This is a genomic window from Pseudomonas sp. GOM6, assembly GCF_029537485.1.
Classification (GTDB): Bacteria; Pseudomonadota; Gammaproteobacteria; order Pseudomonadales; family Pseudomonadaceae; genus Aquipseudomonas.
In genome coordinates, this window is sequence record NZ_JARPUS010000004.1 from 161457 (window position 1) to 187086 (window position 25630).

Below are 25630 nucleotides of genomic sequence, written 5' to 3' on the forward strand. Positions count from 1 at the left end.
CTCCTTACTGCGCATTCTTCAGCTTCGGGTCGAGCGCATCGCGCAGCCCGTCGCCCATCAGATTGATGGCCAGCACGCTGAGCAGGATGGTCAGCCCCGGTAGCGAGACCACCCACCAGGCGCGTTCGATGTAGTCGCGCGCCGAGGCCAGCATGGTGCCCCACTCTGGGGTTGGCGGTTGCACGCCGAGGCCAAGGAAGCCGAGCGCGGCGGCGTCGAGGATGGCCGAGGAGAAGCTCAGGGTGGCCTGCACGATCAGCGGTGCCATGCAGTTGGGCAGCACGGTGATGAACATCAAGCGGAGTGGGCCGGCGCCTGCCAGCTGCGCGGCGGTGACGTAGTCGCGGCCCAGCTCGCTCATCACCGCGGCGCGGGTCAGGCGCACGTAGGAGGGCAGCGAGACGATGGCAATGGCGATCACCGTGTTGATCAGGCCCGGGCCGAGGATGGCGACGATGGCCACGGCCAGCAGCAGCGAGGGCAGGGCCAGCATGATGTCCATCAGGCGCATGATCGAGGGGCCGAGCAGGTTCGGGTAGAAGCCGGCAACCAGGCCGAGCAGGATGCCGGGGATCAGCGACAGGGCTACCGAGGCCAGGCCGATCAGCAGCGACAGGCGGGCGCCGTGGATCAGGCGCGAGAGGATGTCGCGGCCGACTTCGTCGGTGCCCAGCAGGAAACGCGTCTGGCCGCCTTCCAGCCAGGCCGGAGGGGTGAGCAGGGCGTCACGGAACTGCTCGCTGGGATCGAACGGCGCAACCCAGGGTGCGAACAGCGCGCAGAACACGATCAGCAGCATGAACAGCAGGCCGCCGACAGCGCCCTTGTTGTGAGCGAAGGCTTGCCAGAACTCCCTGAAGGGCGAGGGGTACAGCAGGCTTTGGTCGATCGGGGTGGTCGAAGCCGTCATAGCGCACCTCGTCCGTTGGACTTCGCTGCGCCCAACCTGCGTGGCCCGACCCAATCGCCGAGGTGGGCGTCTCCTTGTGGGAGCGGCTTTAGCCGCGATGCGATGTGTGTGCTGATAATCGCGGCTGAAGCCGCTCCCACGTGATGCAAGGAACTTAGTGGCGTGTCGATGCTCAGGCACTTCGGCCTGCAACGATCCCATAGCAAGCAATTCATCGGCGTGCTCCTCAGCGCTGATGGCGGATACGGGGGTTAACCAGGCCGTAGAGGATGTCCACGACGAAGTTGACCAGGATCACCAGGCAGGCGATCAGCAGGATGCCGTTCTGCACCACCGGGTAGTCGCGCGCACCGATGGCTTCGATCAGCCACTTGCCGATGCCAGGCCAGGAGAAGATGGTCTCGGTCAGCACGGCGCCGGACAGCAGGGCGCCGACCTGCAGGCCGAACACCGTGAGCACCGGGATCAGCGCATTGCGTAGACCATGCACGAACACCACGCGCGCGGGGGAGAGGCCCTTGGCACGCGCGGTGCGGATGTAGTCCTCGCGCAGCACTTCGAGCATCGCCGAGCGGGTCATGCGGGCGATCACCGCCAGGGGGATGGTGCCGAGGACGATGGCCGGCAGGATCAGGTGCATCAGCGCATCGGCAAACGCGCCTTCTTCTTCGCTGAGCAGGCTGTCGATCAGCATGAAGCCGGTTCTCGGTTCGATGTCGTAAAGCAGGTCGATGCGCCCGGACACCGGGGTCCAGCCCAGGTACACCGAGAAGAACATGATCAGCAGCAGGCCCCACCAGAAGATCGGCATGGAGTAGCCGGTCAGCGAGAGGCCCATCACCCCGTGGTCGAACAGCGAGCCACGCTTGAGCGCGGCGACCACTCCGGCGATGACCCCCAGGGTGCCGGCGAACAGCAGTGCAGCCAGGGCCAGTTCCAGGGTGGCGGGGAACAGGGTGAGGAATTCGTCCCACACCCCCTCGCGGGTACGCAGCGACTGGCCCAGGTCGCCCTGGGCCAGCTGGCCGATGTAGTTCAGGTACTGCATCGGCAGCGGCTGGTCCAGGCCCAGGCGGTGCATGGCCTCGGCGTGCATTTCGGGGTCGACCCGGCGCTCGCCCATCATCACTTCCACGGGGTCGCCGGGAATCAGGCGGATCAGGGCGAAGGTCAGCAGGGTGACGCCGAAGAAGGTGGGGATCAGCAGCCCCAGGCGTCTGGCTATGAACGACAGCATTGCGTGGTGGTACTCCGCATCATCAGGTCGGTGCCCTTGTGGGGCTGATGGTTATAGGGGCAAATCGTGCTCTTGGGTTCACCTCACTCGGCGTACCCGGGCAAAATTGTTCGAGCCCATGGGATTGAGGATGAAACCTTCGACATCCTGGCTCAGCACGGCGAACTGCTTGGGATGGGCCAGGGGAATCCAGGGAGCCTGCTCGTGGAAGATCGCCAGGGCCTCGCGGTACAGGGCGGCGCGGCGTTCGGGCTGGGTCAGCTGGCGGGCCTCACGCACCAGCAGGTCGAACTCCTTGTGACACCAGCCGGCCTGGTTATCACCGGACTCGGCGGCGGCGCAGGACAGGTTGGGCGTGAGGAAGTTGTCCGGGTCTCCGTTGTCGCCGGCCCAGCCCATGAAGACCAGGTCGTGCTCGCCGTTCTTGGCGCGCTTGATCAGCTCGCCCCACTCGAATACGCGGATTTCGCTCTGAATGCCGATGGCGGCCAGGTCGGCCTGCAGCATCTGCGCGCCGATCCCGGGGTTGGGGTTGGTCGGGCCGCCGCCGGGGCGGGTCCAGATCGACAGTTTCAGACCCTGGGCATGACCGGCATCGCTCAGCAGCTGGCGTGCACGAGCCGGGTCCAGCGGCCAGGGCTGCTGGCCCTGGTCGAAGCCCGGTAGGGTCGCCGGATAAGGCGCCACGGCCAGGCTGGCATTGCCCTCGCCGTACTGGGCGCGCAGGTAGGCCTGGCGGTCGAAGGCCAGGTTGATGGCCTGGCGCACGCGCACATCGTCCAGCGGTTGGTGCCGGGTGTTGAGTGCCACATAGGCGGTGAGTAGCGAGTCCAGCTCCAGCACCTTGAGCCCGGGCTCCTGGCGCAGTGCGGTGATATCCGTCGGGCGCGGGTGCAGGGCGATCTGGCAAACGCCGGCCTTGAGTTGTTGCAGGCGGGTGTTGGGATCGGGAGTGATCGCCAATACCAGCTTGTCGATCTCCGGCTTGCCGGCCCAGTAGGTCGGGTGGGCGGTGAAACGCACCTGGGCATCCTTGGCATAGCGCTGGAAGACGAAGGGCCCGGTGCCGATGGGCTGGCTGTTGAGCTTGTCCGGCGTGCCGGCGGCTAGCAGCTGCCCTGCGTACTCGGCGGAATAGAGGGAGGTGAAGCCCATGGCCAGGTCGGCCAGGAAGGGTGCCTCGGGGTGTTTCAGGGTGAAGCGCACGCGATAGTCGTCGAGCTTTTCGACCTTGTCGATCAGCTCGCCGAAGCTCATCGCCTCGAAATAGGGAAAGCCGCGCGGCGACAGCGCGTGCCAGGGATGCTGCTTGTCCAGCTGGCGCTGGAAGCTCCACAGCACGTCATCGGCATTGAAGTCGCGACTGGGCTTGAACCAGGGCGTCTGGTGAAACTGCACGCCTCGGCGCAGCTCGAAGGTGTAGCGCAGGCCGTCGTCGCTGATCTCCCAGCGCTCGGCCAGGGCCGGTACCAGGCGGGTGCTGCCGGGCGCGAACTGCACCAGGCGCTCGTACACCGTTTCCGCCGATGCGTCGGCGGTGGTGGCGGCAGTGTATTGGGCGATGTCGAAGCCTTCCGGGCTGGCCTCGCTGCAGACCACCAGGGACTGCGCGTGGGCGTAGAAAGGAAGACAGAGGACGAGGGAGAGCAGGTCTCGACGCATCGGGGGTCCTTAGGGCGGTGAGCCTGTAGCCGGATGCAATCCGGGGGAGTGCTTCCCGGATTGCATCCGTGCTACTCGCTGCGCATGAGTGCGTCCTTCTGTGGCGGAGCCGGGCGGCGCATGCCGCCCGGTGGCCGGCTTACTTGCCGACGCCCACGCCATAGAAGGAGTTGAGTGCGAACGGGCTGATCTTGAAGTCCTGCACGTTCTTGCGCATCGGCTGGTACACGGTGGAGTGGGCGATCGGGGTGATCGGCACCTGCTCCTTGAGGATGACCTGGGCCTGCCTGTACAGCTGAGTGCGCTCGGCCACGTCGGTGGTGCGCTTGGCGGCCTTGATCAGCTTGTCGTAGTCCTCATAGCACCACTTGGAGAAGTTGTTGCCGTCGACCGCATCGCAGCCATACAGGGTGCCCAGCCAGTTGTCCGGGTCGCCGTTGTCGCCGCTCCAGCCGATCAGCATGGCGTCATGCTCGCCGGCCTTGGAGCGCTTGAGGTACTCGCCCCACTCGTAGGTGACGATCTTGGCCTTGATGCCGACCTTGGCCCAGTCGGCCTGGAGCATCTCGGCCATCAGTTTGGCATTGGGGTTGTACGGGCGCTGCACCGGCATGGCCCACAGGGTGATCTCGGTGCCTTCGGGTACGCCGGCGGCCTTGAGCAGCTCCTTGGCTTTTTCCGGGTTGTAGCCGGCGTCCTTGATGCTGTCGTTGTAGGACCACTGGGTCGGCGGCATGCCGTTGACCGCCAGCTGGCCGGCGCTCTGGTACACAGCGTCGATGATGGCCTGCTTGTTCACCGCCATGTCCAGCGCCTGGCGCACTTGCAGCTTGTCCAGTGGCGCGTGGGTTACGTTGTAGGCGATGTAGCCGTCGTTGAAGCCCGGTTGCGAGGGCATGACGATGTTCGGGTCCTTGGCCAGCGCGTCGAGGTCGGCCGGGCGCGGGTTGAGAGTGATGTGGCATTCGCCGGCCTTGAGCTTCTGCATGCGCACCGAGGCATCGGTGTTGATGGCGAAGATCAGGTTGTCGACCTTCACGTCGTCCGGCTGCCAGTAGTCCTTGTTGCCGGTGAAGCGGATCTGCGCGTCCTTCTGGTAGCGCTTGAACACGAACGGGCCGGTGCCGATCGGCTTCTGGTTGATGTCGGCGGCCTTGCCGGCCTTGAGCAACTGGTCGGCGTACTCGGCGGAGTGGATCGAGGCGAAGCTCATCGCCAGGTTCTGGATAAAGGCGGCGTCCACTGCGTTGAGGCTGAACTTGACGGTCAGGTCGTCGAGCTTTTCGAGCTTGGCGATGTTGGCGTCCATGCCCATGTCGGTGAAATAGGGGAACTCCGACGGGTAGGCCTTGCGGAAGGGATGTTCCTTGTCGAGCATGCGGCCGAAGGTGAACAGCACGTCGTCGGCGTTGAAGTCGCGGCTCGGCTTGAAGTAGTCGGTGCTGTGGAACTTCACGCCCGGGCGCAGGTGGAAGGTGTAGGTCAGACCGTCCGGGGTTACCTCCCACTTCTCGGCCAGGCCGGGGATCACGGCGGTGCCGCCGCGCTCGAACTGGGTCAGGCGATTGAAGACGGTCTCGGCCGCGGCATCGAAGTCGGTGCCGGTGGTGTACAGGCCCGGATCGAACCCGGCGGGGCTGCCTTCGGAGCAGAACACCAGGCTGCTGGCGGCGCTGGCGAGGGGCGCGCTGGCGATCAGCCCGGCGGCGAGGAGAGCCTGGATAACGGCGTTCTTACGCATGTCGACCTCATGTTTGTTGTGGTTGTCATCGTGAGGGGTGCCTTGTGAGCACCTTGCGTGAAGCTATGCAGGGCATGTGCCTGTCGCAAGCTTGGAGCGTCGGTCAGTTTAGTAGTTGTGATGAAGTTGTAAGCGCGTGTCGCAATCTCGACAGGATCGGTCGGTTGCGTAACAGGAGGCACCGCGCATTGGGCGGTGTCTCCTGTCTATTCGGTCAGGGCATCTGCACTTCGATGGTGCCGTCGGCGCTCAGCTGGATGCGGCTGGTGCCGGCCTCGATCTGTGGCGCCGCCTCGCTCTTGCTGAAGCTGCCGCGGTCCATGGCCATGGCGCGCATCGGCATCACCGGCTGGAAACCGCCGCCATTGAGGGCCAGATTGACCACCTTGTAGCTCTTGCCGCCCATGGCTTCGGTGGCCAGCTGAGCGCGGGCCTTGAAGGCTGCGACTGCTTCCTTGATCAGCGCGTCCTCGTGGGTCTTGCGGGTGTCTTCGGCGACGGCGAAGCTCATGTCGGCCATCTTCAGCTCGCCCAGCAGGTCGGCGGACAGCTGCGACAGACGGGCGAATTCGGCGCTTTCCAGGCGCAGTTCGGCGCGCTCGCACCAGGCGCCGATCTTGCGGCCTTCGTCCTCGTACACCGGATAGCTCTGCCGGCTGCCCAGGCTGACTTTCACGCCCGGTACCTTGCGCGCCTGCTCGATGGCGGCATTGAGGGTCTTGGTCACACCAGCGGCCAGCTCGGCCGGGTCGTCGCTTTGCGCTTCGGTGTAGAGGGTGACGAACATGCGGTCGTGGGCCACTTCCTGGCTGACTTCGGCACGCAGCGACACCTGGTTGTAGCGGGGCTCGTCGGCCAGGGCCGGCAGGCTGGCGAACGTGGCCAGGCCGAGGGCAAAAGTGGCGGCGAGGCGGTTGAGTGGGTGCATGGGAACTCCTTGCGGGTGGTTGTCCTGGTAGTTGACGAAACGATCAGACTGTTCGGGTTAACGGCGGTTCGCAGGATTTGTGCGGCGTTTATTTCAGACCCTATGCCTGAGGATGGCACTGAGCGGCACGCCGTTTCATCCGAACGGTCTTATCCGGGAGCCAATCGCGGCCAAAGCTGCTCCCACAAAGCCCTGATATGTCCTGTGGGAGTGGCTTCAGCCGCGATTTCACCGCCCCGCGTCGCCACCTATTGAGGCTGGCAGCCTCTGCGTCCGGTTGCCGCAGGCAGGCGGCTGCCCCGGCCCTCTGGTTATACTCGCGGGCATGCCAACGACCTCTATCTATGCCCCGGTGCAATTATTGTCCGCCAGCCGGCAGAACCTCTGGCGCCTGACCCTGATCCGCCTGCTGGTGCTGGCTGCCCAGGCCGGCTCGGTGGGGATCGCCTATCTGTCCGGTATGGTGCCGCTGCCCTGGCTGGCGCTGTGCGTGACCCTCGCCGTGTCGTTGGCCCTGTGCCTGTTCACTGCCCTGCGCTTGCGTGGGCCGTGGCCGGTGACCGAGCTGGAATACACCATCCAGCTGGCCTGCGACCTGGTGATCCACAGCGTGCTGCTGTACTACTCGGGCGGGCCGGCCAACCCCTTCGTGTCCTATTACCTGGTGCCGCTGACCATCGCCGCGGCGACCCTGCCCTGGCTGCACACCATGGCGCTCTGTGGCCTGGGCCTGGCCGGCTACACGGTACTGCTGTTCTGGCCGCATCCGCTGGATATCCCGCTGGGGCAGCGCGAGTCGTTGCTGATCTACGGTATGTGGCTGTCGGTGGCGATGGCGGCGGTGCTGATCACCTTCTTTGCCGCCAAGATGGCCGGTGCGTTGCGTCGCCAGGATGAGTTGCTGGCGCTGCGCCGCGAAGAGGGTATGCGCGACCAGCAGCTGCTGGCCGTGGCCACCCAGGCTGCCGGCGCCGCCCATGAGCTGGGCACGCCGCTGGCGACCATGAGCGTGCTGCTCAAGGAGCTGCGCCAGGAATATCGCGACAAGCCGGTGCTGCAGGACGATCTGGCGCTGCTCCAGGAGCAGGTCAAGCTGTGTAAGGAAACCCTGCAGCAACTGGTGCGCGCCGCCGAGGCCGACCGCCGTCAGGCGGTATTCGAGCAGACCGCCGTGCAATGGCTGGAGAGCACCCTCAATCGCTGGCACCTGATGCGCCCCGAGGCCACCTACCGTTTCCAGTGCCTGGGTTCCGGCGCGGTGCCGCGCCTGTTGCCGCCGGCCGATCTGACCCAGGCGCTGCTCAACCTGCTGAATAACGCCGCCGATGCCTGCCCGGACAAGCTGGACATCCGCCTGGACTGGGACGAGGACTGGATCAACCTGAGCATCCGCGATCTGGGGGCCGGAGTGCCGCTGGCCATTGCGGAACAGCTGGGCAAACCCTTCTTTACCACCAAGGGCAAGGGGTTCGGCCTCGGCCTGTTCCTCAGCCAGGCCAGCGTGACGCGGGCCGGCGGTTCGGTGAAACTCTACAACCACGAAGAAGGCGGCACGCTGACGGAACTGCGGCTGCCCCGGCTTGGAGATGAGCATGTCTGACGAACTACTGCACGAACAGGAAGAGCAGCCGCACCTGCTGCTGGTGGACGACGATCCCACCTTCACCCGAGTGATGGCGCGCGCGATGGATCGTCGCGGTCTGCGTGTGAGCGTGGCCAACTCGGCGGAAGAGGGGCTGGCCCTGGCCAAGGAAGACCTGCCGGACTACGCCGTGCTCGATCTGAAAATGGAGGGCGATTCCGGCCTGGTGCTGCTGCCCAAGCTGCTGGAGCTGGATGCCGAAATGCGCGTGGTGATCCTCACCGGCTACTCCAGCATCGCCACCGCCGTGGAAGCGATCAAGCGTGGCGCCACCAATTACCTGTGCAAGCCGGCCGACGCCGACGACGTGCTGACCGCGCTGCTCTCTGAACATGCCGACCTGGAAACCCTGGTGCCGGAAAACCCGATGTCGGTGGACCGCCTGCAGTGGGAGCACATCCAGCGCGTGCTGGCCGAGCACGAGGGCAATATCTCCGCCACCGCGCGTGCGCTTGGCATGCACCGGCGCACCCTGCAGCGCAAACTGCAGAAGCGCCCGGTCAGGCGCTGAGCGCACCACCCCGACCTAAGTCGAAAGCCTGGCGAAAGGTTTTTTCCGCAGTCGGCGAGTATCATTAGCCCCCTAATCAAATACGTGGGGCCACTATGCTCGCTGTCGTTCAGCAGACCCTTGCCGTCACTGCGCCGGTCTTCGCCATGCTGTTTGTCGGCGTGGCGCTCAAGCGTTTGGGCTGGATCGACACGCGCTTCATCGACACCGCGTCCAGCCTGGTGTTCAAAGGCACCATGCCGGTCATGTTGTTTCTCGCCATCCTGCATGCCGACCTGCAGGCTGCACTGCAGCCGGCGCTGCTTGGCTACTTCCTGCTGGCGACCATCTTCACCTTCCTGTTGGCCTGGGCCTGGGCCATCCTGCGGGTGCCGCGCTCGGAGCGCGGCGTCTACACCCAGGGTGCGTTTCGCGGCAACAACGGCATCCTCGGCCTGGCCCTGGCTACCAGCCTGTATGGCGACTATGGTCTTTCGGTCGGCGGTGTACTCGGTGGCGTGGTGATCCTGAGCTATAACACCCTGTCGGCCATCGTCCTGGCGGTCTACAGCCGCGAGGCCAAGGCCGACCTGCGCAGCATCCTCAGAAGCATCCTGACCAACCCGCTGATCATCGGCGTGGTGAGCGCCATCCCCTTTGCCTACTGGCAGGTCAAGCTGCCTGCCTGGCTGCTCACCTCGGGCGATTACTTCGCCAGCATGACCCTGCCGCTGGCGCTGATCTGCATTGGTGGCACGCTGTCGCTGGCGGCCCTGCGCGAGGGCAGTAGCCTGGCCCTGAGTGCCAGCCTGATGAAGATGGTCTGGCTGCCGTTGCTGGCTACCCTGGGGGCTTTCCTCTGCGGTTTTCGCAATGCTGAGCTGGGCATCCTGTTCCTCTATTTCGCCAGCCCTACGGCGGCGGCCAGTTTCGTCATGGCCAAGGCCAGCGGCGGCAACCACGTATTGGCCAGCACCATCATCGTCATCACCACGCTGATGGCGGTGCTGACCATCAATATCGGTCTGCTGGTGCTGCAGTGGGGCGGCTGGATCTGAGCCTGAGGTGATCTGGGTGCCGGCAAACCAACGCCGGTTAATTGTCATAATCGCCCAGCAGGCCGCAGAAAAGATCTTCGATTTACGGCAAATTCCCGTGCGCCATTCGACGGGCTGCCTTATCAGGCAGACCGAACTGTTTTCCGGGAAGCCACTATGAAGTTCATCTCGCCGTCTAGTCGGTCTCTTACCCGCGACACCATTCGGGTCGTCAACCCGCGCCGCCTGCTGCTGCCGGGGCTGGCGCTGCTGCTGTTGTGCAATATCGGTGCGTTTGCCGGTGGCGTCTGGCTGGGGCAGGGCCTTGGCGTGCCTGAGGTCCATGCGGATGGCGCGGTGAGTGCTGCGGCGCCAGCCGAGGAGCGCTTTGCCCTGGCCCGCGTGGGGGAGCTGGTGGGGCGTCTGCGTTCCCTGGAGGCGGATGCTTTGCTGCTGCGCCGCATGCTGATCGAGCACAAGAGCCTGAGCGAACAGGTCTCCGCGCTCGATCCGGCATTGATGCCTGAGCTGGCGCCGGCCATTCCTGCCGGTGGCAAGGGGGGGGTGCTGTTGCCGCCGCGCGGCTGTGCCGCGGCCAGTCTGCCGCGAGACAGCCAGTCCCTGGAAGACCTGCGGCGCAGCGAGACAACTGCCCGCTGCCTGCGTGGTGCGCTCGATCATCTGCTGGAGCGGGTCGCCAACCGTAATGCGGCGCTGATGGCGATTCCCTCGCATCGCCCGGTGGATGGTGCACGCCTGGGCTCATCCTTCGGCAACCGGGTCGATCCGTTCAACAAGCGTCTGGCTTTCCACTCCGGCCTGGATTTCTCTGTAGCGAGCGGCACCCGGGTGCTAGCTGCCGCAGGTGGGCGGGTGCGCTCCGCGCAATGGCACAACGGTTACGGCAAGCTGCTGGAAATCGACCACGGCAATGGTCTGGTCACCCGCTACGCGCACCTGTCGCGTTTCTATGTGAAGGCCGGCGACGTGGTTACCCCGGGCCAGCGCATCGCAGCGGTCGGCTCCACCGGGCGCTCTACCGGGCCGCACCTGCATTTCGAAGTGCTGCGCCATGGCCGTTTCGTCGATCCGCAACGTTTCCTGGCACTGGCCGACATGCCTTACGACAGCAATGCGCAGGCGCATGACTAAGGCACTTTCGACCCGTGAGCTGTTGCGCGGCGAACACCGCCTGCAGATTGGGCATGGTCGTGGGCGCTGGCGCAGTGCCTTGCTCTTCCTGCTGTTGCTGGCTTTTCTGGGGCTGGCTTTCAGTCTGCACCTGCGCCAGGACAGTGAGCAGCTGCGGCGCCTGGAGGCCGTGCAGGAGGAAAACCAGCAACTCAAGGCCCGTCTGGCACAACTCGACATGCAGCAGCGCGAGGCCGTGGGCATTCAGCAGCAGCTGGTGCGGCGCAATGGCGACCTGGCGGCGCAAGTGAAAAAACTGAAAACCGATCTGGCGTTCTTCCGGAAGCAGCAAGAGCGTTAATCACCATCCGGGAGTTTTGGGATGTTTAACAGCAAGAAAGCGGCACCGCGGGTGTCCGTCGACAAATTTTCCAGTCTGATTTCCGACAACCTGGCGCTGAATGGCGATCTGGAGTTCGAGGGCGGTCTCAAGGTCAGCGGCAAGGTGCGCGGCAATGTACGGCACAAACCGGGCACCGCCAGCCTGCTGGCGCTGAGTGCAGGCGGTTGTATCGAAGGTAATGTCAGCAGTCACGATGCGCTGATCGACGGCAGCATCGTCGGCGACCTGGTGGTCGAGCACCTGTTGGAGTTGCATTCCAATGCGCGGGTGCGCGGCAATATCTGTTATCGCCAGCTGAGCATGGAGAACGGTGCCCTGGTGGAGGGCACCTTGACCCGGCTGGACGACCCGGCGCAGCGGCTAGAGCTGCCGAGCCCGGCGCAGAACAGCGAGGCGCTGGCGGGCGAAGTCTAACTTTGCCTGCGGTTTACGCCTGCTCGGCCTGCCAGGCGTCGATCACCTCCTGAGCGGCGCGGAAGGCGTCGATGCAGGCCGGTACGCCGGCGTACACGGCGCAGTGCAGCAGGGCCTCGCGGATCTCTTCCACGCTGCAGCCGTTGTTCAGCGCGCCACGTACATGGCCCTTGAGTTCCTGTGGGCACTTCAGCGCCGTCAGCGCGGCCAGGGTAATCAGGCTGCGGGTCTTGCGTTCCAGCACGCCGCGCGTCCAGACGCCGCCCCAGGCATGTTCGTTGACGAAGTCCTGCAGCGGCTGGGTGAATTCGGTGGCGTTGTTCAGGGCACGATCGACGAAGGCGTCACCCATCACTTCGCGGCGAACCTGCTCACCTTGTTTGGCATGGTCGGACATGCGGCGTTCTCCTTAGCGTTGTTTGTGCCAGGCGCGGGCACCGATCACCATCAGGGTGATGGCGGTCAGCGGCAGGACGAAGGTCAGCATGGCTTGCTGGAAGGCGTCGAGCCAGGGCGCTTCATTGCTGTTGGCAATCAGGTAGGTGGTGTAGATGGCGTAGTAGACGACGAACAGCGCGCCCTCCCAGCGGTTGATGCTGTAGCCATTGAAGAAGATCGGCAGGCAGGCGATGGCCACGGCGATCATCACCGGGAAGTCGAAGGCCAGGGCATTGGCCGCTACCGGGATGGCGCTGGGCGCCACCAGCGAGGCGAGGCCCAGGACGCAGAGCAGGTTGAAGAGGTTGCTGCCGACGATGTTGCCCACGGCGATATCGCGTTCGCCCTTGAAGGCGGCCATCACCGAGGTGGCCAGCTCCGGCAGCGAGGTGCCGATGGCGACCACGGTCAGGCCGATGACCAGCTCGGACATGCCCAGGGCACGTGCCAGCTGCACCGCCCCTTCGACCAGAAAGTTGGAGCCGCTGACCAGCAGCACCAGGCCGGCGATCACCAGACCCAGGTTGATGGCCCAGGCATGGGGCTTGGCGGGCTCGTGCAGACCGTACTCGTCTTCGAACTCGTCGGCGCCTTCGGCTTTCTTCTCGCGGCGGCTGCTGATGATCAGGAAGGCGGTATAGAACACCACGCCAGCGAACAGCAGGGCGCCGTCCAGGCGGCTGAGTTGGCCGTCATAGGCCAGGGCATAGGTCACCAGGCTGGCGCCGATCATGATCGGCACGTCCAGGCGGATCAGCTGGCGCGACACCAGCAGCGGCGCGACCAGGGCGGTGACACCGAGGATCAGCAGGACGTTGGCGATGTTGCTGCCGATCACGTTGCCAATGGCCAGGTCGCCGCTGCCGTTCCAGGCTGCCTGGACGCTGACTGCGGTTTCCGGCGCGCTGGTGCCGAAAGCGACCACGGTGAGGCCGATGATCAGCGGCGGGATGCCGAACTGGGCGGCCAGCTTGGCGGCGCCACGTACCAGCACCTCGGCACCGGCGACCAGCAACACCAGGCCGGCGATCAGGTAGACAAAGGTCATCAGGGTCATGCTGAGGCTCCAAAAAAAGTCGGCATAGCTTATTCATTGGTTCCGGCGGCGCCAGCGCCGGGTGTATCGCTTTGTGTCAGTCGGCGAGGGCTTCGATGCGCACGGGGGCTACACCCTGGCGCAGCATGCCCAGCTGCTCGGCAGCACGGCGCGACAGGTCGATGAGGCGGCCCTTGGTAAACGGGCCTCGGTCGTTGATGCGTACCGTGACCTGACGGCCATTACCCAGGTGGGTAACCCTCACATAGGTGCCGAACGGCAACTGGCGGTGGGCGGCGGTCAGGGCATTCTGGTCGAAACGCTCGCCGCTGGCGGTGGGCTTGCCCTGGTGCTGGGCTCCGTACCAGGAGGCCTGGCCTTCGGCGCGGTAGCCGTGAGGATCGATCTGGCCCTGGCTGGCGCAACCGCTCAGCAGCAGGATGGCGAGGGGGAGCAGAACACGGTGCATAAGCATTCCCTGGCGGTAGATGACACAACGCCGGGCAGGCCCGGCGTTGTGTGTGACTCAGGATTCGAGCTTCTTTTTCAGCAGTTCGTTCACCTGACCGGGGTTGGCCTTGCCTTTCGAGGCCTTCATCGCCTGGCCGACGAAGAAGCCGAACATCTTGCCGCGCTTGGCTTCGTCGCTGGCGCGGTATTGCTCGACCTGCTCGGCGTTGGCCGCCAGCACTTCGTCGAGCATGGCTTCGATGGCGCCGGAGTCGGTGACCTGCTTGAGGCCCTTCTTCTCGATCACCTCGTCGGCCGTTGCACCTTCGCCGGCGGCCAGGGCCTCGAACACCATCTTGGCGATCTTGCCGCTGATGGTGTTGTCCTTGATGCGCAGGATCATGCCGCCCAGCTGTTCGGCCGACACCGGCGACTGCTCGATTTCCAGGTTGTCCTTGTTGAGCAGGCTGGACAGCTCGCCCATCACCCAGTTGGCGGCCAGCTTGGCGTCGCCGCACACGGCGTTGACCGCCTCGAAGTAGTCGGCCAGCTCGCGGCTGGCGGCCAGTACGGTGGCGTCGTAGCTGGACAGGCCGAACTGCGCCTCGAAGCGCTCGCGCTTCTGTACCGGCAGCTCCGGCAGGCTGGCGCGCACTTCGTCGAGGAAGCTCTGCTCGATCACCACCGGCAACAGGTCGGGGCAGGGGAAGTAACGGTAGTCGTTGGCTTCTTCCTTGCTGCGCATGGAGCGGGTCTGGTCCTTGTTCGGGTCGTACAGGCGGGTTTCCTGCACCACCTTGCCGCCGTCCTCGATCAGCTCGATCTGGCGCTGCACTTCATGGTTGATGGCTTTCTCGATGAAGCGGAAGGAGTTGACGTTCTTGATCTCGGCGCGGGTGCCGAACTCGGCCTGGCCTTTCGGCCGTACCGAGACGTTGCAGTCGCAGCGCAGCGAGCCTTCGGCCATGTTGCCGTCGCAGATGCCGAGGTAACGCACCAGGGCGTGGATGGCCTTCACATAGGCCACGGCTTCCTTGGCCGAGCGGATATCCGGCTCGGAGACGATCTCCAGCAGCGGCGTGCCGGCACGGTTGAGGTCGATGCCGCTCATGCCGTGGAAGTCTTCGTGCAGGCTCTTGCCGGCGTCCTCTTCCAGGTGTGCGCGGGTGATGCCGATGCGCTTGGTGGTGCCGTCTTCCAGGGTGATGTCCAGGTGGCCCTTGCCGACGATGGGGTCGTCCATCTGGCTGGTCTGGTAGCCCTTGGGCAGGTCCGGGTAGAAGTAGTTCTTGCGGGCGAAAATGTTCTTCGGCGCGATGTGCGCGTCGATGGCCAGGCCGAATTTGCAGGCCATGCGCACGGCTTCGGCATTCAGCACCGGCAGGGTGCCGGGCATGCCCAGGTCAACCAGGCTGGCCTGGGTGTTGGGCTCGGCGCCGAAGGTGGTGGCGCTGCCGGAGAAAATCTTCGATTGGGTGCTGAGCTGGGCGTGGATTTCCAGCCCGATCACGGTTTCCCATTGCATCTGTCTATTCCTCAGAAACCAGTCGGTGCTTGGGTGTGCCAGTCAGTGACCTGTTGGTACTGATGGGCAACGTTGAGCAGGCGTGCTTCCTGGAAGTAGTTACCCAGCAGCTGCACGCCGACCGGCAGGCCGTCGACGAAGCCGGCGGGCATGGACAGGCCCGGGATGCCGGCCAGGTTGGCGGTGATGGTGTAGATGTCTTCCAGGTAGGCCGAGACCGGGTCGGCGCTCTTCTCGCCGAGCTTCCAGGCCGGGTTGGGCGTGGTCGGGCCGAGGATCACGTCGACGTCGTTGAAGGCGGCGACGAAGTCGTTCTTGATCAGGCGGCGAATCTGCTGGGCCTTGATGTAGTAGGCGTCGTAGTAGCCGGCGGACAGCGCATAGGTGCCGACCATGATGCGGCGCTTCACTTCCGCGCCGAAGCCTTCGCCGCGCGAGCGCTTGTACAGGTCCTGCAGGTCTTTCGGGTTCTCGCAGCGGTAGCCGAAGCGCACGCCGTCGAAGCGCGACAGGTTGGAGCTGGCCTCGGCCGGGGCGATCACGTAGTAAGCCGGGATGGCGTGCTGCATGTTCGGCAGGCTGATGTCCTTGACGGTGGCGCCGAGCTTTTTCAGTTCCTCGACCACGGCCATGACCTTCTCGCCGATGCGCGCGTCGAGGCCGGCGCCGAAGTATTCCTTGGGCAGGCCGATGCGCAGGCCGGCCAGCGGCTGGCTCAGGCTGGCCAGGTAGTCGTCGACCGGTTGATCGACGCTGGTCGAATCCTTCGGATCGAAACCGGCCATGGCACCGAGCAGCAGCGCGCAGTCCTCGGCGGTGCGCGCCAACGGGCCGCCCTGATCGAGGCTGGAGGCGTAGGCGATCATGCCCCAGCGGGAGACGCGGCCGTAAGTCGGCTTGATACCGGTGAGGTTGGTCAGCGCCGCTGGCTGGCGAATCGAGCCGCCGGTGTCGGTGCCGGTGGCGGCCGGCAGCAGGCGGGCGGCGACGGCCGCAGCGCTACCGCCGGAGGAGCCGCCCGGCACGCGGGTCAGGTCCCAGGGGTTCTTCACCGCACCGTAGTGGCTGGATTCGTTGGCCGAGCCCATGGCGAACTCGTCCATGTTCAGCTTGCCGAGGGTCACGCTGCCGGCGGCGGCCAGCTTCTCGACCACGGTGGCGTTGTAGGGCGCCTTGAAGCCGGTGAGGATCTTCGAGGCGCAGCTGGTCAGCACGCCCTGGGTGCAGAACAGGTCCTTGTGGCCGATCGGCGCACCGAGCAGGGCGCCGTCTTCACCCGCCGCGCGGCGCGCATCAGCGGCCTTGGCCTGCTCGCGTGCCAGGTCGGCGGTGACGGTAATAAAGCTGTTGAGCTGTGGGTCGAGCTGGGCGATGCGGGCCAGCAGGCTCTCGGTCAGCTCGACGGAAGAGAAGGTCTTGTCCTTCAGGCCGCGGGCGATCTCGGCCAGGGTCAGTTGATGCATGGGAAACCCTTTCCTTTTATTCGATGACTTTCGGCACGAGGAACAGGCCGCTTTCCACGGCCGGGGCGATGGCCTGGTAGGCATCGCGCTGATTCTGCTCGGTGACGGCGTCGGCACGCAGGCGCTGGGTGGCCTCCAGCGGATGGGCCAGCGGCTCGATACCCGTGGTGTCGACCGCCTGCATGGCGTCGATCAGGCCGAGGATGTTGTTGAGGGTGGCGGTGGTCTGCGGAATTTCCGCCTCGGTCAGGCCCAGGCGGGCCAGATGGGCGATTTTTTCCACGTCGGAGCGTTCGAGCGCCATCGTGATTCTCCAGGGACGAGCGGTGACCGGGCGGGAGCGGGCGGGAACGGATGCCGCTTGAGGTGGTCAAAGGCCGCGATTTTTGGGCCTATAAGGCCCGGAAAAGCGGGCAATTTAGCACAACCGCCGCCTTGCCCAAAAGGCTGCTCGTTGTTAGAGTTTGCCGCACTTTTTTACCCAGCGTTTTTCACCACGCTCTGTCTAGGGTTTTCTCCCCATGTTCAAGAAACTGCGTGGCATGTTTTCCAGCGATCTGTCGATCGACCTGGGCACTGCCAATACCCTGATTTATGTGCGCGAGCGCGGCATCGTCCTCAATGAACCATCCGTGGTCGCCATTCGTACCAGCGGCAACAACCAGAAGAGCGTGGTTGCCGTGGGTACCGAGGCCAAGCGCATGCTGGGTCGTACCCCGGGCAACATCTCCGCGATCCGCCCGATGAAAGATGGCGTGATCGCCGACTTCAGCGTCTGCGAAAAGATGCTGCAGTACTTCATCAACAAGGTTCACGAGAACAGCTTCCTGCAGCCGTCGCCGCGCGTGCTGATCTGCGTACCGTGCAAGTCGACCCAGGTCGAGCGCCGTGCCATCCGTGAATCCGCGCTGGGCGCCGGTGCCCGCGAAGTGTTTCTGATCGAAGAGCCGATGGCGGCCGCCATCGGTGCCGGGTTGCCAGTCGAAGAGGCCCGCGGCTCGATGGTCGTCGACATCGGTGGCGGCACCACCGAAATCGCCCTGATCTCGCTGAACGGCGTGGTCTACGCCGAATCCGTGCGTGTCGGTGGTGACCGCTTCGACGAAGCCATCATTACCTACGTGCGCCGCAATTACGGTTCGCTGATCGGCGAATCCACTGCCGAGCGCATCAAGCAGGAAATCGGCACCGCCTATGCCGGCGGCGAAATACGTGAAGTCGATGTACGCGGTCGTAACCTGGCTGAAGGTGTGCCGCGCAGCTTTACCCTGAACTCCAATGAAGTGCTGGAGGCTCTGCAGGAGTCGCTGGCGACCATCGTTCAGGCCGTGAAGAGCGCCCTGGAGCAGTCTCCGCCGGAACTGGCCTCCGATATCGCCGAGCGCGGCCTGGTACTAACCGGTGGTGGCGCCCTGCTGCGCGATCTGGACAAGCTGCTGGCCCAGGAAACCGGCCTGCCGGTGATCGTGGCCGAAGACCCGCTGACCTGTGTCGCCCGTGGTGGTGGCCGTGCCCTGGAGATGATGGATCGTCATTCCATGGACCTGCTCTCCACCGAGTGAGCCTGAGGTAAGCTGTGGAAGCCGGAAGCTCTTTCTTCCGGCTTTCTGTTTTCTGGCTGTCGCACTTTCCGCCGTTGCATAAGGGGACGCGCTATCAAACCGCTATTCGCCAAGGGGCCCTCGCTGGGCGTACGACTGCTGGTGCTGGTCGTGCTATCGGCCGTGCTGATGGTGGTGGATGCGCGGCTCGATGTGCTGCAGCCTTTGCGCGCTCAGCTGGGGGTGATCACCGCACCGGCTTATCAGGTCGCCCGTTTGCCGCTGACCCTGTGGGAAGGTGTGGCGCAGCAGTTCAGCAGTCGCAGCGAACTGCTGGCGGAAAACGAGAGGCTCAAGGCCGAGGGGCTGCTGATGCAGGGTCGCCTGCAGAAGCTGGCGACCCTCACCGAGCAGAACGTGCGCTTGCGCGAGCTGCTCAACTCGGCGGCCCTGGTTGATGAAAAGGTGCTGGTCACCGAACTGATCGGCGTCGATCCCAATCCCTTTACCCACCGCATCCTGATCGACAAGGGCGAGAAGGATGGTGTGTTCCTTGGTCAGCCGGTGCTCGATGCCCGCGGCCTGATGGGCCAGGTGGTCGAAGTGATGCCCTACACCGCGCGCGTGTTGCTGCTGACCGATACCAACCACAGCATTCCGGTGCAGGTGAATCGCAATGGCCTGCGCGCCATAGCTGCTGGCACCGGCAACCCGGAGCGCCTGGAGCTGCGCCATGTGGCCGACACGGCGGATATCAAGGAAGGCGATCTGCTGGTCAGCTCCGGTATGGGGCAGCGTTTCCCGGCCGGTTATCCGGTGGCATCGGTGAGCGAGGTGGTTCATGACTCTGGTCAGCCCTTCGCCATTGTGCGCGCCATTCCCACGGCGGCGCTCAATCGCAGCCGCTACATGCTGCTGGTGTTCACCGATGCGCGCAGCCCTGAAGAACGCGCCACCGAGGCCGCCGAGGCCCAAGAGGCAATCGATGCGGCAGTGCCGGCCGTGACGCCGGGTGAAGTTGCACCGGTGCCGGGGCGTGATGAGCCTGCCGTGCCGGCAACCACACAGGAGAGTCAGTGATGGTGGCCCGCTCGCGCAATGGCTGGGTAATCTGGTGCAGTCTGTTGCTGGCGCTGCTGCTCAGCGTGGCGCCCATGCCGCAGTTTATGGAGGTCGGTCGCCCGCTGTGGCTGGCGCTGGTGCTGAGCTACTGGGTACTGGCTCTGCCGCACCGCCTGGGCATGGCCAGTGCCTGGGGGCTGGGCCTGGTGGAGGATGTGCTGTACGGCTCTTTGTTCGGCCAGAACGCCCTGATCCTGACCCTGATCGTGTTCCTGGTGCTGTCCCTGCAGCGCCGCTTGCGCATGTTTCCCATGTGGCAGCAGAGTCTGGTGCTGCTGGTGGTATTCGGTTTGGCCCAACTGGTGCAGTTGTGGCTTAACGCGCTGACTGGAAACCGCCTGCCCACACTTCTGTTTGTGTTGCCGGCACTGATCAGCGCCTTGCTCTGGCCCTGGGTGTTCGCCATTCTGCGTGGGCTGCAGCAACGCTTTGCGGTCAACTGACAAGGCCGCTCCTCCATTCCTCGACAGGGAGATGTCTGCATGGCCACGCTTTACCTGGCCTCGGGTTCCCCCCGCCGGCGTGAACTGCTGGCACAGATCGGTGTTTCTTTCACTCCGCTGATCGCCTCCATAGACGAAACTCCTTTGCCCGACGAGCCTGCACATGGCTATGTAGAGCGCCTGGCGCGGGAGAAGGCGCTGGCCGGATTGGCTACGCTTGAGCAGACCAGCGCTGCTGTGGTGCTGGGCGCCGATACGGCGGTGGTGCTGGACGGACGTATCCTGGGCAAGCCTGCGGATCGCGCAGAAGGGTTGAGCATGCTGGCTGCCCTGGCGGGGCGCGAGCATCAGGTGCTGACCGCCGTGGCGCTGGCCGCGGCCGGGCGCATCGAGTCGCAGGTGGTCACCAGTCGGGTGCTTTTCCGTGCTCTGCGGGCGGGTGAGGCCGAAGCCTACTGGGCCAGTGGCGAGCCCCAAGACAAGGCCGGCGGTTATGGTATTCAGGGGCTGGCGGCGGTGTTCGTCAGCCAGTTGCAGGGCAGTTATTCGGCAGTCGTCGGACTGCCCCTGTGCGAAACCGCGCAGATGCTGGAGGCATTCGGGATTCCGTGCTGGCAGGCCGTGCCTGGCAGCCCACAATAGGAGGTGGCGGCCCCTGGCCAGCTACCGCGACGCGCAGAGTAGGACGCATGAGCGAAGAGATCCTGATCAATATCACGCCGATGGAGTCGCGCGTGGCCGTGGTGGAGAACGGCGTACTGCAGGAAGTGCATGTCGAGCGCACGCAGAAGCGTGGCATCGTCGGCAATATCTACAAGGGCAAGGTGGTGCGGGTGCTGCCGGGCATGCAGGCGGCGTTCATCGACATTGGCCTGGATCGTGCGGCCTTCATCCATGCGGCGGAAATCTCCAGCCGTGAAGGCAGTGCGGTAGAACCCATTGGCGCCCTGGTGCATGAGGGGCAGAGCCTGGTGGTGCAGGTGACCAAGGACCCGATTGGTACCAAGGGCGCACGCCTGACTACGCAGCTGTCGATTCCTTCGCGCTACCTGGTGTACATGCCGAAAACCGCGCATGTCGGTATCTCCTTGAAGATCGAGGATGAAGCCGAGCGCGAGCGCCTCAAGCAGGTGGTGGCCGATTGCGTGGCCGCCGAAGGCATCGAGGAGGCTGGTGGTTTCATCCTGCGTACGGCTGCCGAGGGCGCCGGTCGCGACGAGATCCTGGCCGATATCCGCTATCTGCGCCGCCTGTGGGAACAGATCGCCGGGCAGATGCAGACGGCCAAGACGCCTTCGGTGATCTACGAAGACCTGTCCCTGGCCCTGCGCACCCTGCGCGATCTGGTCAACCCGAAGATCGAGAAGATCCGCATCGACTCGCGGGAAACCTTCGGCAAGATCACTCAGTTCGTCGACGAGCTGATGCCGGAAGTGGCCGACCGCCTCGAACATTACCCCGGCGAACGGCCGATCTTCGACCTGTACGGCGTCGAGGACGAAATCCAGCGCGCCATGGAGCGCAAGGTGCCGCTCAAGTCCGGTGGTTACCTGGTGGTCGACCCGGCCGAGGCGATGACCACCATCGACGTCAACACCGGCGCCTTCGTCGGCCACCGTACCCTCGAGGAAACCATCTTCAAGACCAACCTCGAGGCCGCCACCGCCATCGCCCGGCAGATGCGCCTGCGCAACCTGGGCGGGATCATCATCATCGACTTCATCGACATGGAAGATGAAGAGCACCAGCGCCAGGTGCTGCGCACCCTGGAAAAGCAGCTGGAGCGCGATCACGCCAAGACCAACATCATCGGCATCACCGAACTGGGCCTGGTGCAGATGACCCGCAAGCGCACTCGCGAGAGCCTGGAACAGGTGCTGTGCGAGCCCTGCGCGGCCTGCCAGGGGCGCGGCAAGCTGCGCACCGCGGAAACCATCTGCTACGAGATTTTCCGTGAAATCCTGCGCGAGGCGCGCGCCTACCAGGCCGAGGGCTATCTGGTGCTTGCCAACCAGAAGGTGATCGACCGCCTGCTCGACGAGGAGTCGGGCAATGTGGGCGAGCTGGAAGCCTTTATCGGCCGCCCCATCAAGTTCCAGGTCGAGAGTATGTATTCCCAGGAGCAGTACGACGTGGTGCTGCTCTGAATGGGCCTGCTGATGCGGCTGCTGCGTTGGGTGCTGGGATTCTGTGCCCTGCTGCTGGTGCTGGCTGCGCTGTACGTCAGTCTGGGCCGGCAGTTGGCGCCGCTGTTGGCGGAGTACCGCGATGAAGTGCAGGACAAGGCGCGTGAAGCCCTGGGCATGCCACTGTCCATCGGCAGCCTTGAAGGCGGCTGGAGTGGCTTTGATCCTGTTCTGACGGCCCATGACGTCCAGCTGGGCGAAGGTGCCAGTGCGGTGCGCCTGGATCAGGTACGCCTGGTCCCGGATGTATTCGGCAGCCTGCTGGCGCGCCAGTTGCGTTTGGCCAACCTGCAGGTGGAAGGTCTGCAACTGAGCCTGCGCCAGGACGAGAATGGTCAGTGGGCGGTCGAGGGGCTGCCCGTGCAGGAAAACAGGCAGCCTCTGCAGCCACAGCAGGTGATCAGGTTGCTTGAGCATGTCAGCAAGGTATCTCTGCTGGACAGCCAGCTGACGCTTGAGTTGCAGGGACGTGAACCGCTCAGCCTCACCTACATCGAAACGACCTTGCGCAGTGGTCGGGTGCGCCAGCGCCTGGATCTGCGCATGCGTTTACCGGATGGCCAGCCTTTGGCCATGCGCCTGCGCGTCAAGTTGCATGAACAGGACTGGCAGCAGAGCAATGCCGAGGTCTATCTGAGTCTGCCGCAAAGTGACTGGGCTGCCTGGCTGCCAGGGGAGCTGACCGGGGCCTGGGCTCTGGACAAGGCACAGGCCGGCGGTGAGCTGTGGCTGGTATGGGGCCAGGGGCGGGTGCAGCGTGGTGCGGCACGTCTGCATATGCCAGAACTCAGTGGTAGCCATGCCGGGAAAAAGCCGGTGCAGATTTCCGACCTGGGTCTGCAGGCCTATTACGAGCGCAAGGCAGATAGCCAGCAATGGCTGCTCAATGGGCTAGCCATGAACCTGGGCGAGACCCGCTGGGGCGAGGTCGCTCTGGCCGTGCGCCAGCGCCTGGATGCCGCCGGTCAGCCCGCGCTGTGGCAGCTGGATGCCGACCGTCTCGATCTGACACCGCTGGTGCCTGTGGTGCGCGCCCTGGCACCGTTGCCGGCGCAGGCCGACGAGGCGCTGGCCGCCCTGGCGCCACATGGCACCGTGCATAACCTGCGTGTGGAGTACCGCCCGCAGCTGACCGACGGCACGCGCCTGCAGTTTTTCGCCAATCTTCAGCAGGCAGGCATTGGTGCCTGGAATGGTATTCCTGCCGTGGAGAATGCCAGTGGCAGCGTGCGTGGCGATCTGAGTGGTGGCGAGGCACTGGTCGCCAGCGAGCACTTCAGTCTGCACTTTCCCAACCTGTTCCCCGAGCCCTGGCAGTACCGCCAGGCCGGTGCACGCCTTGAGTGGCAGCTGGAGGACGGCAACCTGACTCTGAATAGCCCCTACCTGCAAGTGGTGGGTGAAGAGGGGCGTATCGCCGGCGACTTCCTGGTACGCCTGCGCAAGGCCCCGGAGGAAGAGGACTACATGGATCTGCGCGTCGGCCTGGCCGATGGTGATGCGAGCAAGGCCGGCAAGTACCTGCCCAGCCGCTCCCCGGGCTTCAGCCCGGCGCTGGATGAATGGCTGCGTACGGCCATTCACGGCGGCCGTATAGATGAGGGCTGGTTTCAGTACCAGGGCTCCCTGGCCAAAGGCGCGGAAGAGGCGGCGCGCAGCATCAGCCTGTATTTCCGCGTGCGTGATGCCGAACTGGCCTTTCAGCCAGGCTGGCCGGTGCTGCGTGAGGCACAGGGTGAAGTGCTGATCGAGGACGACGGTGTCGATGTGCGGGTGTCCCAGGGACGTTTGCTGGATAGCCGGGTGCTCAATGTGCAGGCTGCTATCCCCCGCGTGCCGGCCGGACAGGTGTCGCGCCTGACCCTGGAAGGCGACGTTGAGAGCAGCCTGGTCGATGCCCTGAAGATTCTTCAGGAAGCGCCCATCGGCACCGCCGAGACTTTTGCCGGCTGGCAGGGCCAGGGGCCGCTGAGTGGCAAGCTGAAGCTCGATATTCCACTGGCCAAGAGCACGCCGCCGCAAGTGCAGGTCGACTTTGCCACCGAGGGCGCGACGCTCAAACTGGTCAATCCGGTGCTGGAGCTGACCCAGCTCAAGGGCGCATTCCGCTTCAATACGGCCAGTGGGCTCAGCTCGCCCGACATCCGCGCTCAGGTGCTCGGTCATGCCGTACGTGGCCGTGCCCTGGCTGAGGGTGTTCGTGGCAATTCGCGTACGCGCATCGAGGCCAGCGGCCGCATGCCACTGGGCAGTCTGACCGCTTGGCTGGGCGCCACCCAGCCGCTGCCGTTGTCTGGAGAGCTGCCCTACAAACTCAGCCTGACCCTGGACGGGGCTGACAGTCAGCTGCGCGTCGACTCCGATCTCAAGGGGCTGGCTGTGGCGTTGCCGGCCCCCTTCGCGAAAAAGGCAGACGAGTCGCGCCAGGCCAGTTTCCGCATGACCCTGCAGGGTAATGAGCGGCGTTACTGGCTGGACTACGCCCAGCTGGCCAGCCTGGCCTTCGCCGCACCGCCCGGGCAGATGCTCGAGGGGCGTGGCCTGTTGCGCCTGGGCGGCGATCCGGCCCTGTTGCCGGCCGCCAAAGGTTTGCTGGTGCGTGGCCGTATTGCAGAGCTGGACTGGAGCGCCTGGCAGGAGGCCATCAAGCCCTATGTCGGCGTGGCCGGGGGCGATCAGAGTCGCCAGTTCTTCCGCGGGGCGGATGTCACCATCGGTCGTTTCCGGGGCTTTGGCGCCGAGGCCGACAATCTTGCCGTCAAACTGGCGCGAGACGCGGCCGGCTGGCAGTTGGGGTTGGCCAGCGCCCTGCTCGACGGCCAGGTCAGTCTGCCGGATGCCGCGGGCGCGCCCATTGGGGTATCTCTGGCGCACCTGACTTTACCGGCTGCCCAGCCCGTGACGGCCAGTGAAGAAGATAAACCCGACCCACTGGCCCAGGTCGACCCGCGGCAGATTCCGGCGCTGGATGTGCAGATCGATCAGGTCTTGCAAGGCGATGACCCGTTCGGCGCCTGGTCGTTCAAGGCCCGGCCGACACCTCAGGGGGTGCAGTTCAGCGAGCTGGCGTTGAATCTCAAGGGTTTGCGGGTGGGTGGCAGTGCTACCTGGGAAGGAGCGGGTAACGCCGCCAGCACCCGGTACAAAGGGCGCATAGAAGGTGAGAATCTGGCGGACGTGCTCAAGGCCTGGGGCTTTGCGCCCAGCGCCACCAGCGAACGTTTTCGTCTGGATGCCGACGGGCGCTGGCCTGGCTCACCGGCCGCGCTCAGCCTCAAACGCTACAGCGGCACTCTCGATGCGAGCCTGCGCAAAGGTCAGTTCGTCGAGGTGCAGGGCTCGGCTTCCGCCCTGCGAGTCTTCGGTCTGCTCAACTTCAACTCCATTGGTCGTCGTCTGCGCCTGGATTTCTCCGACCTGCTCGGCAAGGGGCTCAGTTACGATCGCACCAAGGCGTTGCTGGTGGGTGACCGTGGCGTGTTCAAGACCCAGGAGCCGCTCAAGGTGGAAGGGCCTTCCAGCACCCTGGAGCTGAACGGCACGATGGACATGGCCGATGAACGTATCGACGCCACGCTCTTGGTAACCCTGCCGGTCTCCAACAATCTGCCGCTGGCGGCATTGATCGTCGGTGCGCCGGCCATTGGTGGCGCGCTGTTCGTGGTCGACAAGCTGCTGGGCGAGCGTGTAGCGCGCTTCGCCAGCGTGCAATACAAGGTCCAGGGGCCCTGGATGAACCCCGAGATCACCTTTGATAAACCTTTCGAAAAACCCCGGTGAAGCCTGCCTTGGCCACATGGGGTAGCATGCAGGCATGAACCGGACGGAAGT

General features: G+C 64.8%; 23 protein-coding genes. 12 read left to right on the forward strand and 11 right to left on the reverse strand.

All coding sequences use genetic code 11. From position 1 onward, the window contains the following. Positions 1-4 precede the first annotated feature (4 nt). The 5 genes from P7A97_RS06640 to P7A97_RS06660 all read right to left on the reverse strand — a co-directional run bounded on the left by P7A97_RS06640 (position 5) and on the right by P7A97_RS06660 (position 6478). Positions 5-910: an ABC transporter permease subunit gene (locus P7A97_RS06640; RefSeq protein ID WP_277689131.1), complete on the reverse strand. Its 906-nt coding sequence runs from the start codon at positions 908-910 to the stop codon at positions 5-7. A gap of 226 nt (positions 911-1136) precedes the next feature. Next, positions 1137-2147, reverse strand: coding sequence for an ABC transporter permease subunit (locus tag P7A97_RS06645; protein WP_277689132.1), 1011 nt, complete (start codon positions 2145-2147; stop codon positions 1137-1139). Positions 2148-2225: 78 nt separating this feature from the next. Next, positions 2226-3809: an ABC transporter substrate-binding protein gene (locus tag P7A97_RS06650; RefSeq protein WP_277689133.1), complete on the reverse strand. Its 1584-nt coding sequence runs from the start codon at positions 3807-3809 to the stop codon at positions 2226-2228. 139 nt (positions 3810-3948) lie between these two features. After that, positions 3949-5550 carry an ABC transporter substrate-binding protein gene (locus P7A97_RS06655; RefSeq protein WP_277689134.1) on the reverse strand — a complete coding sequence of 534 codons (1602 nt, stop codon included), beginning with the start codon at positions 5548-5550 and terminating at the stop codon, positions 3949-3951. Positions 5551-5764: 214 nt separating this feature from the next. Beyond that, positions 5765-6478: an SIMPL domain-containing protein gene (locus P7A97_RS06660; RefSeq protein ID WP_277689135.1), complete on the reverse strand. Its 714-nt coding sequence runs from the start codon at positions 6476-6478 to the stop codon at positions 5765-5767. Between the two features lie 340 nt (positions 6479-6818). Between P7A97_RS06660 and P7A97_RS06665 the strand changes: the two genes are divergently transcribed. The 6 genes from P7A97_RS06665 to P7A97_RS06690 all read left to right on the forward strand — a co-directional run bounded on the left by P7A97_RS06665 (position 6819) and on the right by P7A97_RS06690 (position 11595). After that, positions 6819-8078 (forward strand): ATP-binding protein, encoded by a 1260-nt coding sequence (locus P7A97_RS06665; RefSeq protein ID WP_277689244.1) that lies wholly within the window; start codon positions 6819-6821, stop codon positions 8076-8078. Further along, entirely contained in the window at positions 8071-8631 is a 561-nt protein-coding gene (locus tag P7A97_RS06670; protein ID WP_277689136.1) for a response regulator transcription factor, read from the forward strand. Before P7A97_RS06665 ends, P7A97_RS06670 begins: the two co-directional genes overlap by 8 nt. 95 nt (positions 8632-8726) lie before the next feature. Further along, positions 8727-9668 carry an AEC family transporter gene (locus tag P7A97_RS06675; RefSeq protein ID WP_277689137.1) on the forward strand — a complete coding sequence of 314 codons (942 nt, stop codon included), beginning with the start codon at positions 8727-8729 and terminating at the stop codon, positions 9666-9668. A gap of 156 nt (positions 9669-9824) precedes the next feature. Then, a complete protein-coding gene (locus P7A97_RS06680) occupies positions 9825-10799 on the forward strand; it encodes a M23 family metallopeptidase (protein WP_277689138.1) in 975 nt (324 codons plus the stop codon). Continuing rightward, a complete protein-coding gene (locus P7A97_RS06685) occupies positions 10792-11139 on the forward strand; it encodes a hypothetical protein (RefSeq protein WP_277689139.1) in 348 nt (115 codons plus the stop codon). Before P7A97_RS06680 ends, P7A97_RS06685 begins: the two co-directional genes overlap by 8 nt. A 21-nt stretch (positions 11140-11160) precedes the next feature. Continuing rightward, on the forward strand, positions 11161-11595 hold the full coding sequence (locus tag P7A97_RS06690) for a polymer-forming cytoskeletal protein (RefSeq protein ID WP_277689140.1): 435 nt from the start codon (positions 11161-11163) through the stop codon (positions 11593-11595). 13 nt (positions 11596-11608) lie between these two features. On the opposite strand, the gene P7A97_RS06695 is transcribed toward P7A97_RS06690, so the two are convergent. The 6 genes from P7A97_RS06695 to gatC all read right to left on the reverse strand — a co-directional run bounded on the left by P7A97_RS06695 (position 11609) and on the right by gatC (position 16811). Next, on the reverse strand, positions 11609-11992 hold the full coding sequence (locus tag P7A97_RS06695; RefSeq protein ID WP_277689141.1) for a carboxymuconolactone decarboxylase family protein: 384 nt from the start codon (positions 11990-11992) through the stop codon (positions 11609-11611). Between the two features lie 12 nt (positions 11993-12004). Further along, complete coding sequence (locus P7A97_RS06700; protein WP_277689142.1) at positions 12005-13090, reverse strand: calcium/sodium antiporter; 1086 nt, start codon at positions 13088-13090, stop codon at positions 12005-12007. 76 nt (positions 13091-13166) lie between these two features. Next, positions 13167-13538 (reverse strand): septal ring lytic transglycosylase RlpA family protein, encoded by a 372-nt coding sequence (locus P7A97_RS06705; RefSeq protein WP_277689143.1) that lies wholly within the window; start codon positions 13536-13538, stop codon positions 13167-13169. A gap of 57 nt (positions 13539-13595) precedes the next feature. Then, positions 13596-15044, reverse strand: coding sequence for an Asp-tRNA(Asn)/Glu-tRNA(Gln) amidotransferase subunit GatB (gene gatB / locus P7A97_RS06710; protein WP_277689144.1), 1449 nt, complete (start codon positions 15042-15044; stop codon positions 13596-13598). 11 nt (positions 15045-15055) lie between these two features. Next, positions 15056-16507: an Asp-tRNA(Asn)/Glu-tRNA(Gln) amidotransferase subunit GatA gene (gene gatA / locus P7A97_RS06715; RefSeq protein ID WP_277689145.1), complete on the reverse strand. Its 1452-nt coding sequence runs from the start codon at positions 16505-16507 to the stop codon at positions 15056-15058. A 16-nt stretch (positions 16508-16523) separates the two neighbouring features. After that, positions 16524-16811 (reverse strand): Asp-tRNA(Asn)/Glu-tRNA(Gln) amidotransferase subunit GatC, encoded by a 288-nt coding sequence (gatC, locus tag P7A97_RS06720; RefSeq protein ID WP_277689146.1) that lies wholly within the window; start codon positions 16809-16811, stop codon positions 16524-16526. Positions 16812-17028: 217 nt separating this feature from the next. Between gatC and mreB the strand changes: the two genes are divergently transcribed. The 6 genes from mreB to P7A97_RS06750 all read left to right on the forward strand — a co-directional run bounded on the left by mreB (position 17029) and on the right by P7A97_RS06750 (position 25579). Then, complete coding sequence (mreB, locus tag P7A97_RS06725) at positions 17029-18069, forward strand: rod shape-determining protein MreB (RefSeq protein ID WP_277689147.1); 1041 nt, start codon at positions 17029-17031, stop codon at positions 18067-18069. Positions 18070-18162: 93 nt separating this feature from the next. Beyond that, positions 18163-19128: a rod shape-determining protein MreC gene (gene mreC / locus P7A97_RS06730; RefSeq protein ID WP_277689245.1), complete on the forward strand. Its 966-nt coding sequence runs from the start codon at positions 18163-18165 to the stop codon at positions 19126-19128. After that, the gene (mreD, locus tag P7A97_RS06735) at positions 19128-19613 is read left to right on the forward strand and encodes a rod shape-determining protein MreD (protein WP_277689148.1); all 486 of its coding nucleotides are present in this window, start codon (positions 19128-19130) and stop codon (positions 19611-19613) included. Before mreC ends, mreD begins: the two co-directional genes overlap by 1 nt. Before the next feature lie 39 nt (positions 19614-19652). Next, entirely contained in the window at positions 19653-20255 is a 603-nt protein-coding gene (locus tag P7A97_RS06740) for a Maf family protein (RefSeq protein WP_277689149.1), read from the forward strand. A gap of 47 nt (positions 20256-20302) precedes the next feature. Next, positions 20303-21760 carry a ribonuclease G gene (rng, locus tag P7A97_RS06745; RefSeq protein WP_277689150.1) on the forward strand — a complete coding sequence of 486 codons (1458 nt, stop codon included), beginning with the start codon at positions 20303-20305 and terminating at the stop codon, positions 21758-21760. Further along, complete coding sequence (locus P7A97_RS06750; RefSeq protein ID WP_277689151.1) at positions 21761-25579, forward strand: YhdP family protein; 3819 nt, start codon at positions 21761-21763, stop codon at positions 25577-25579. Positions 25580-25630: the final 51 nt, after the last annotated feature.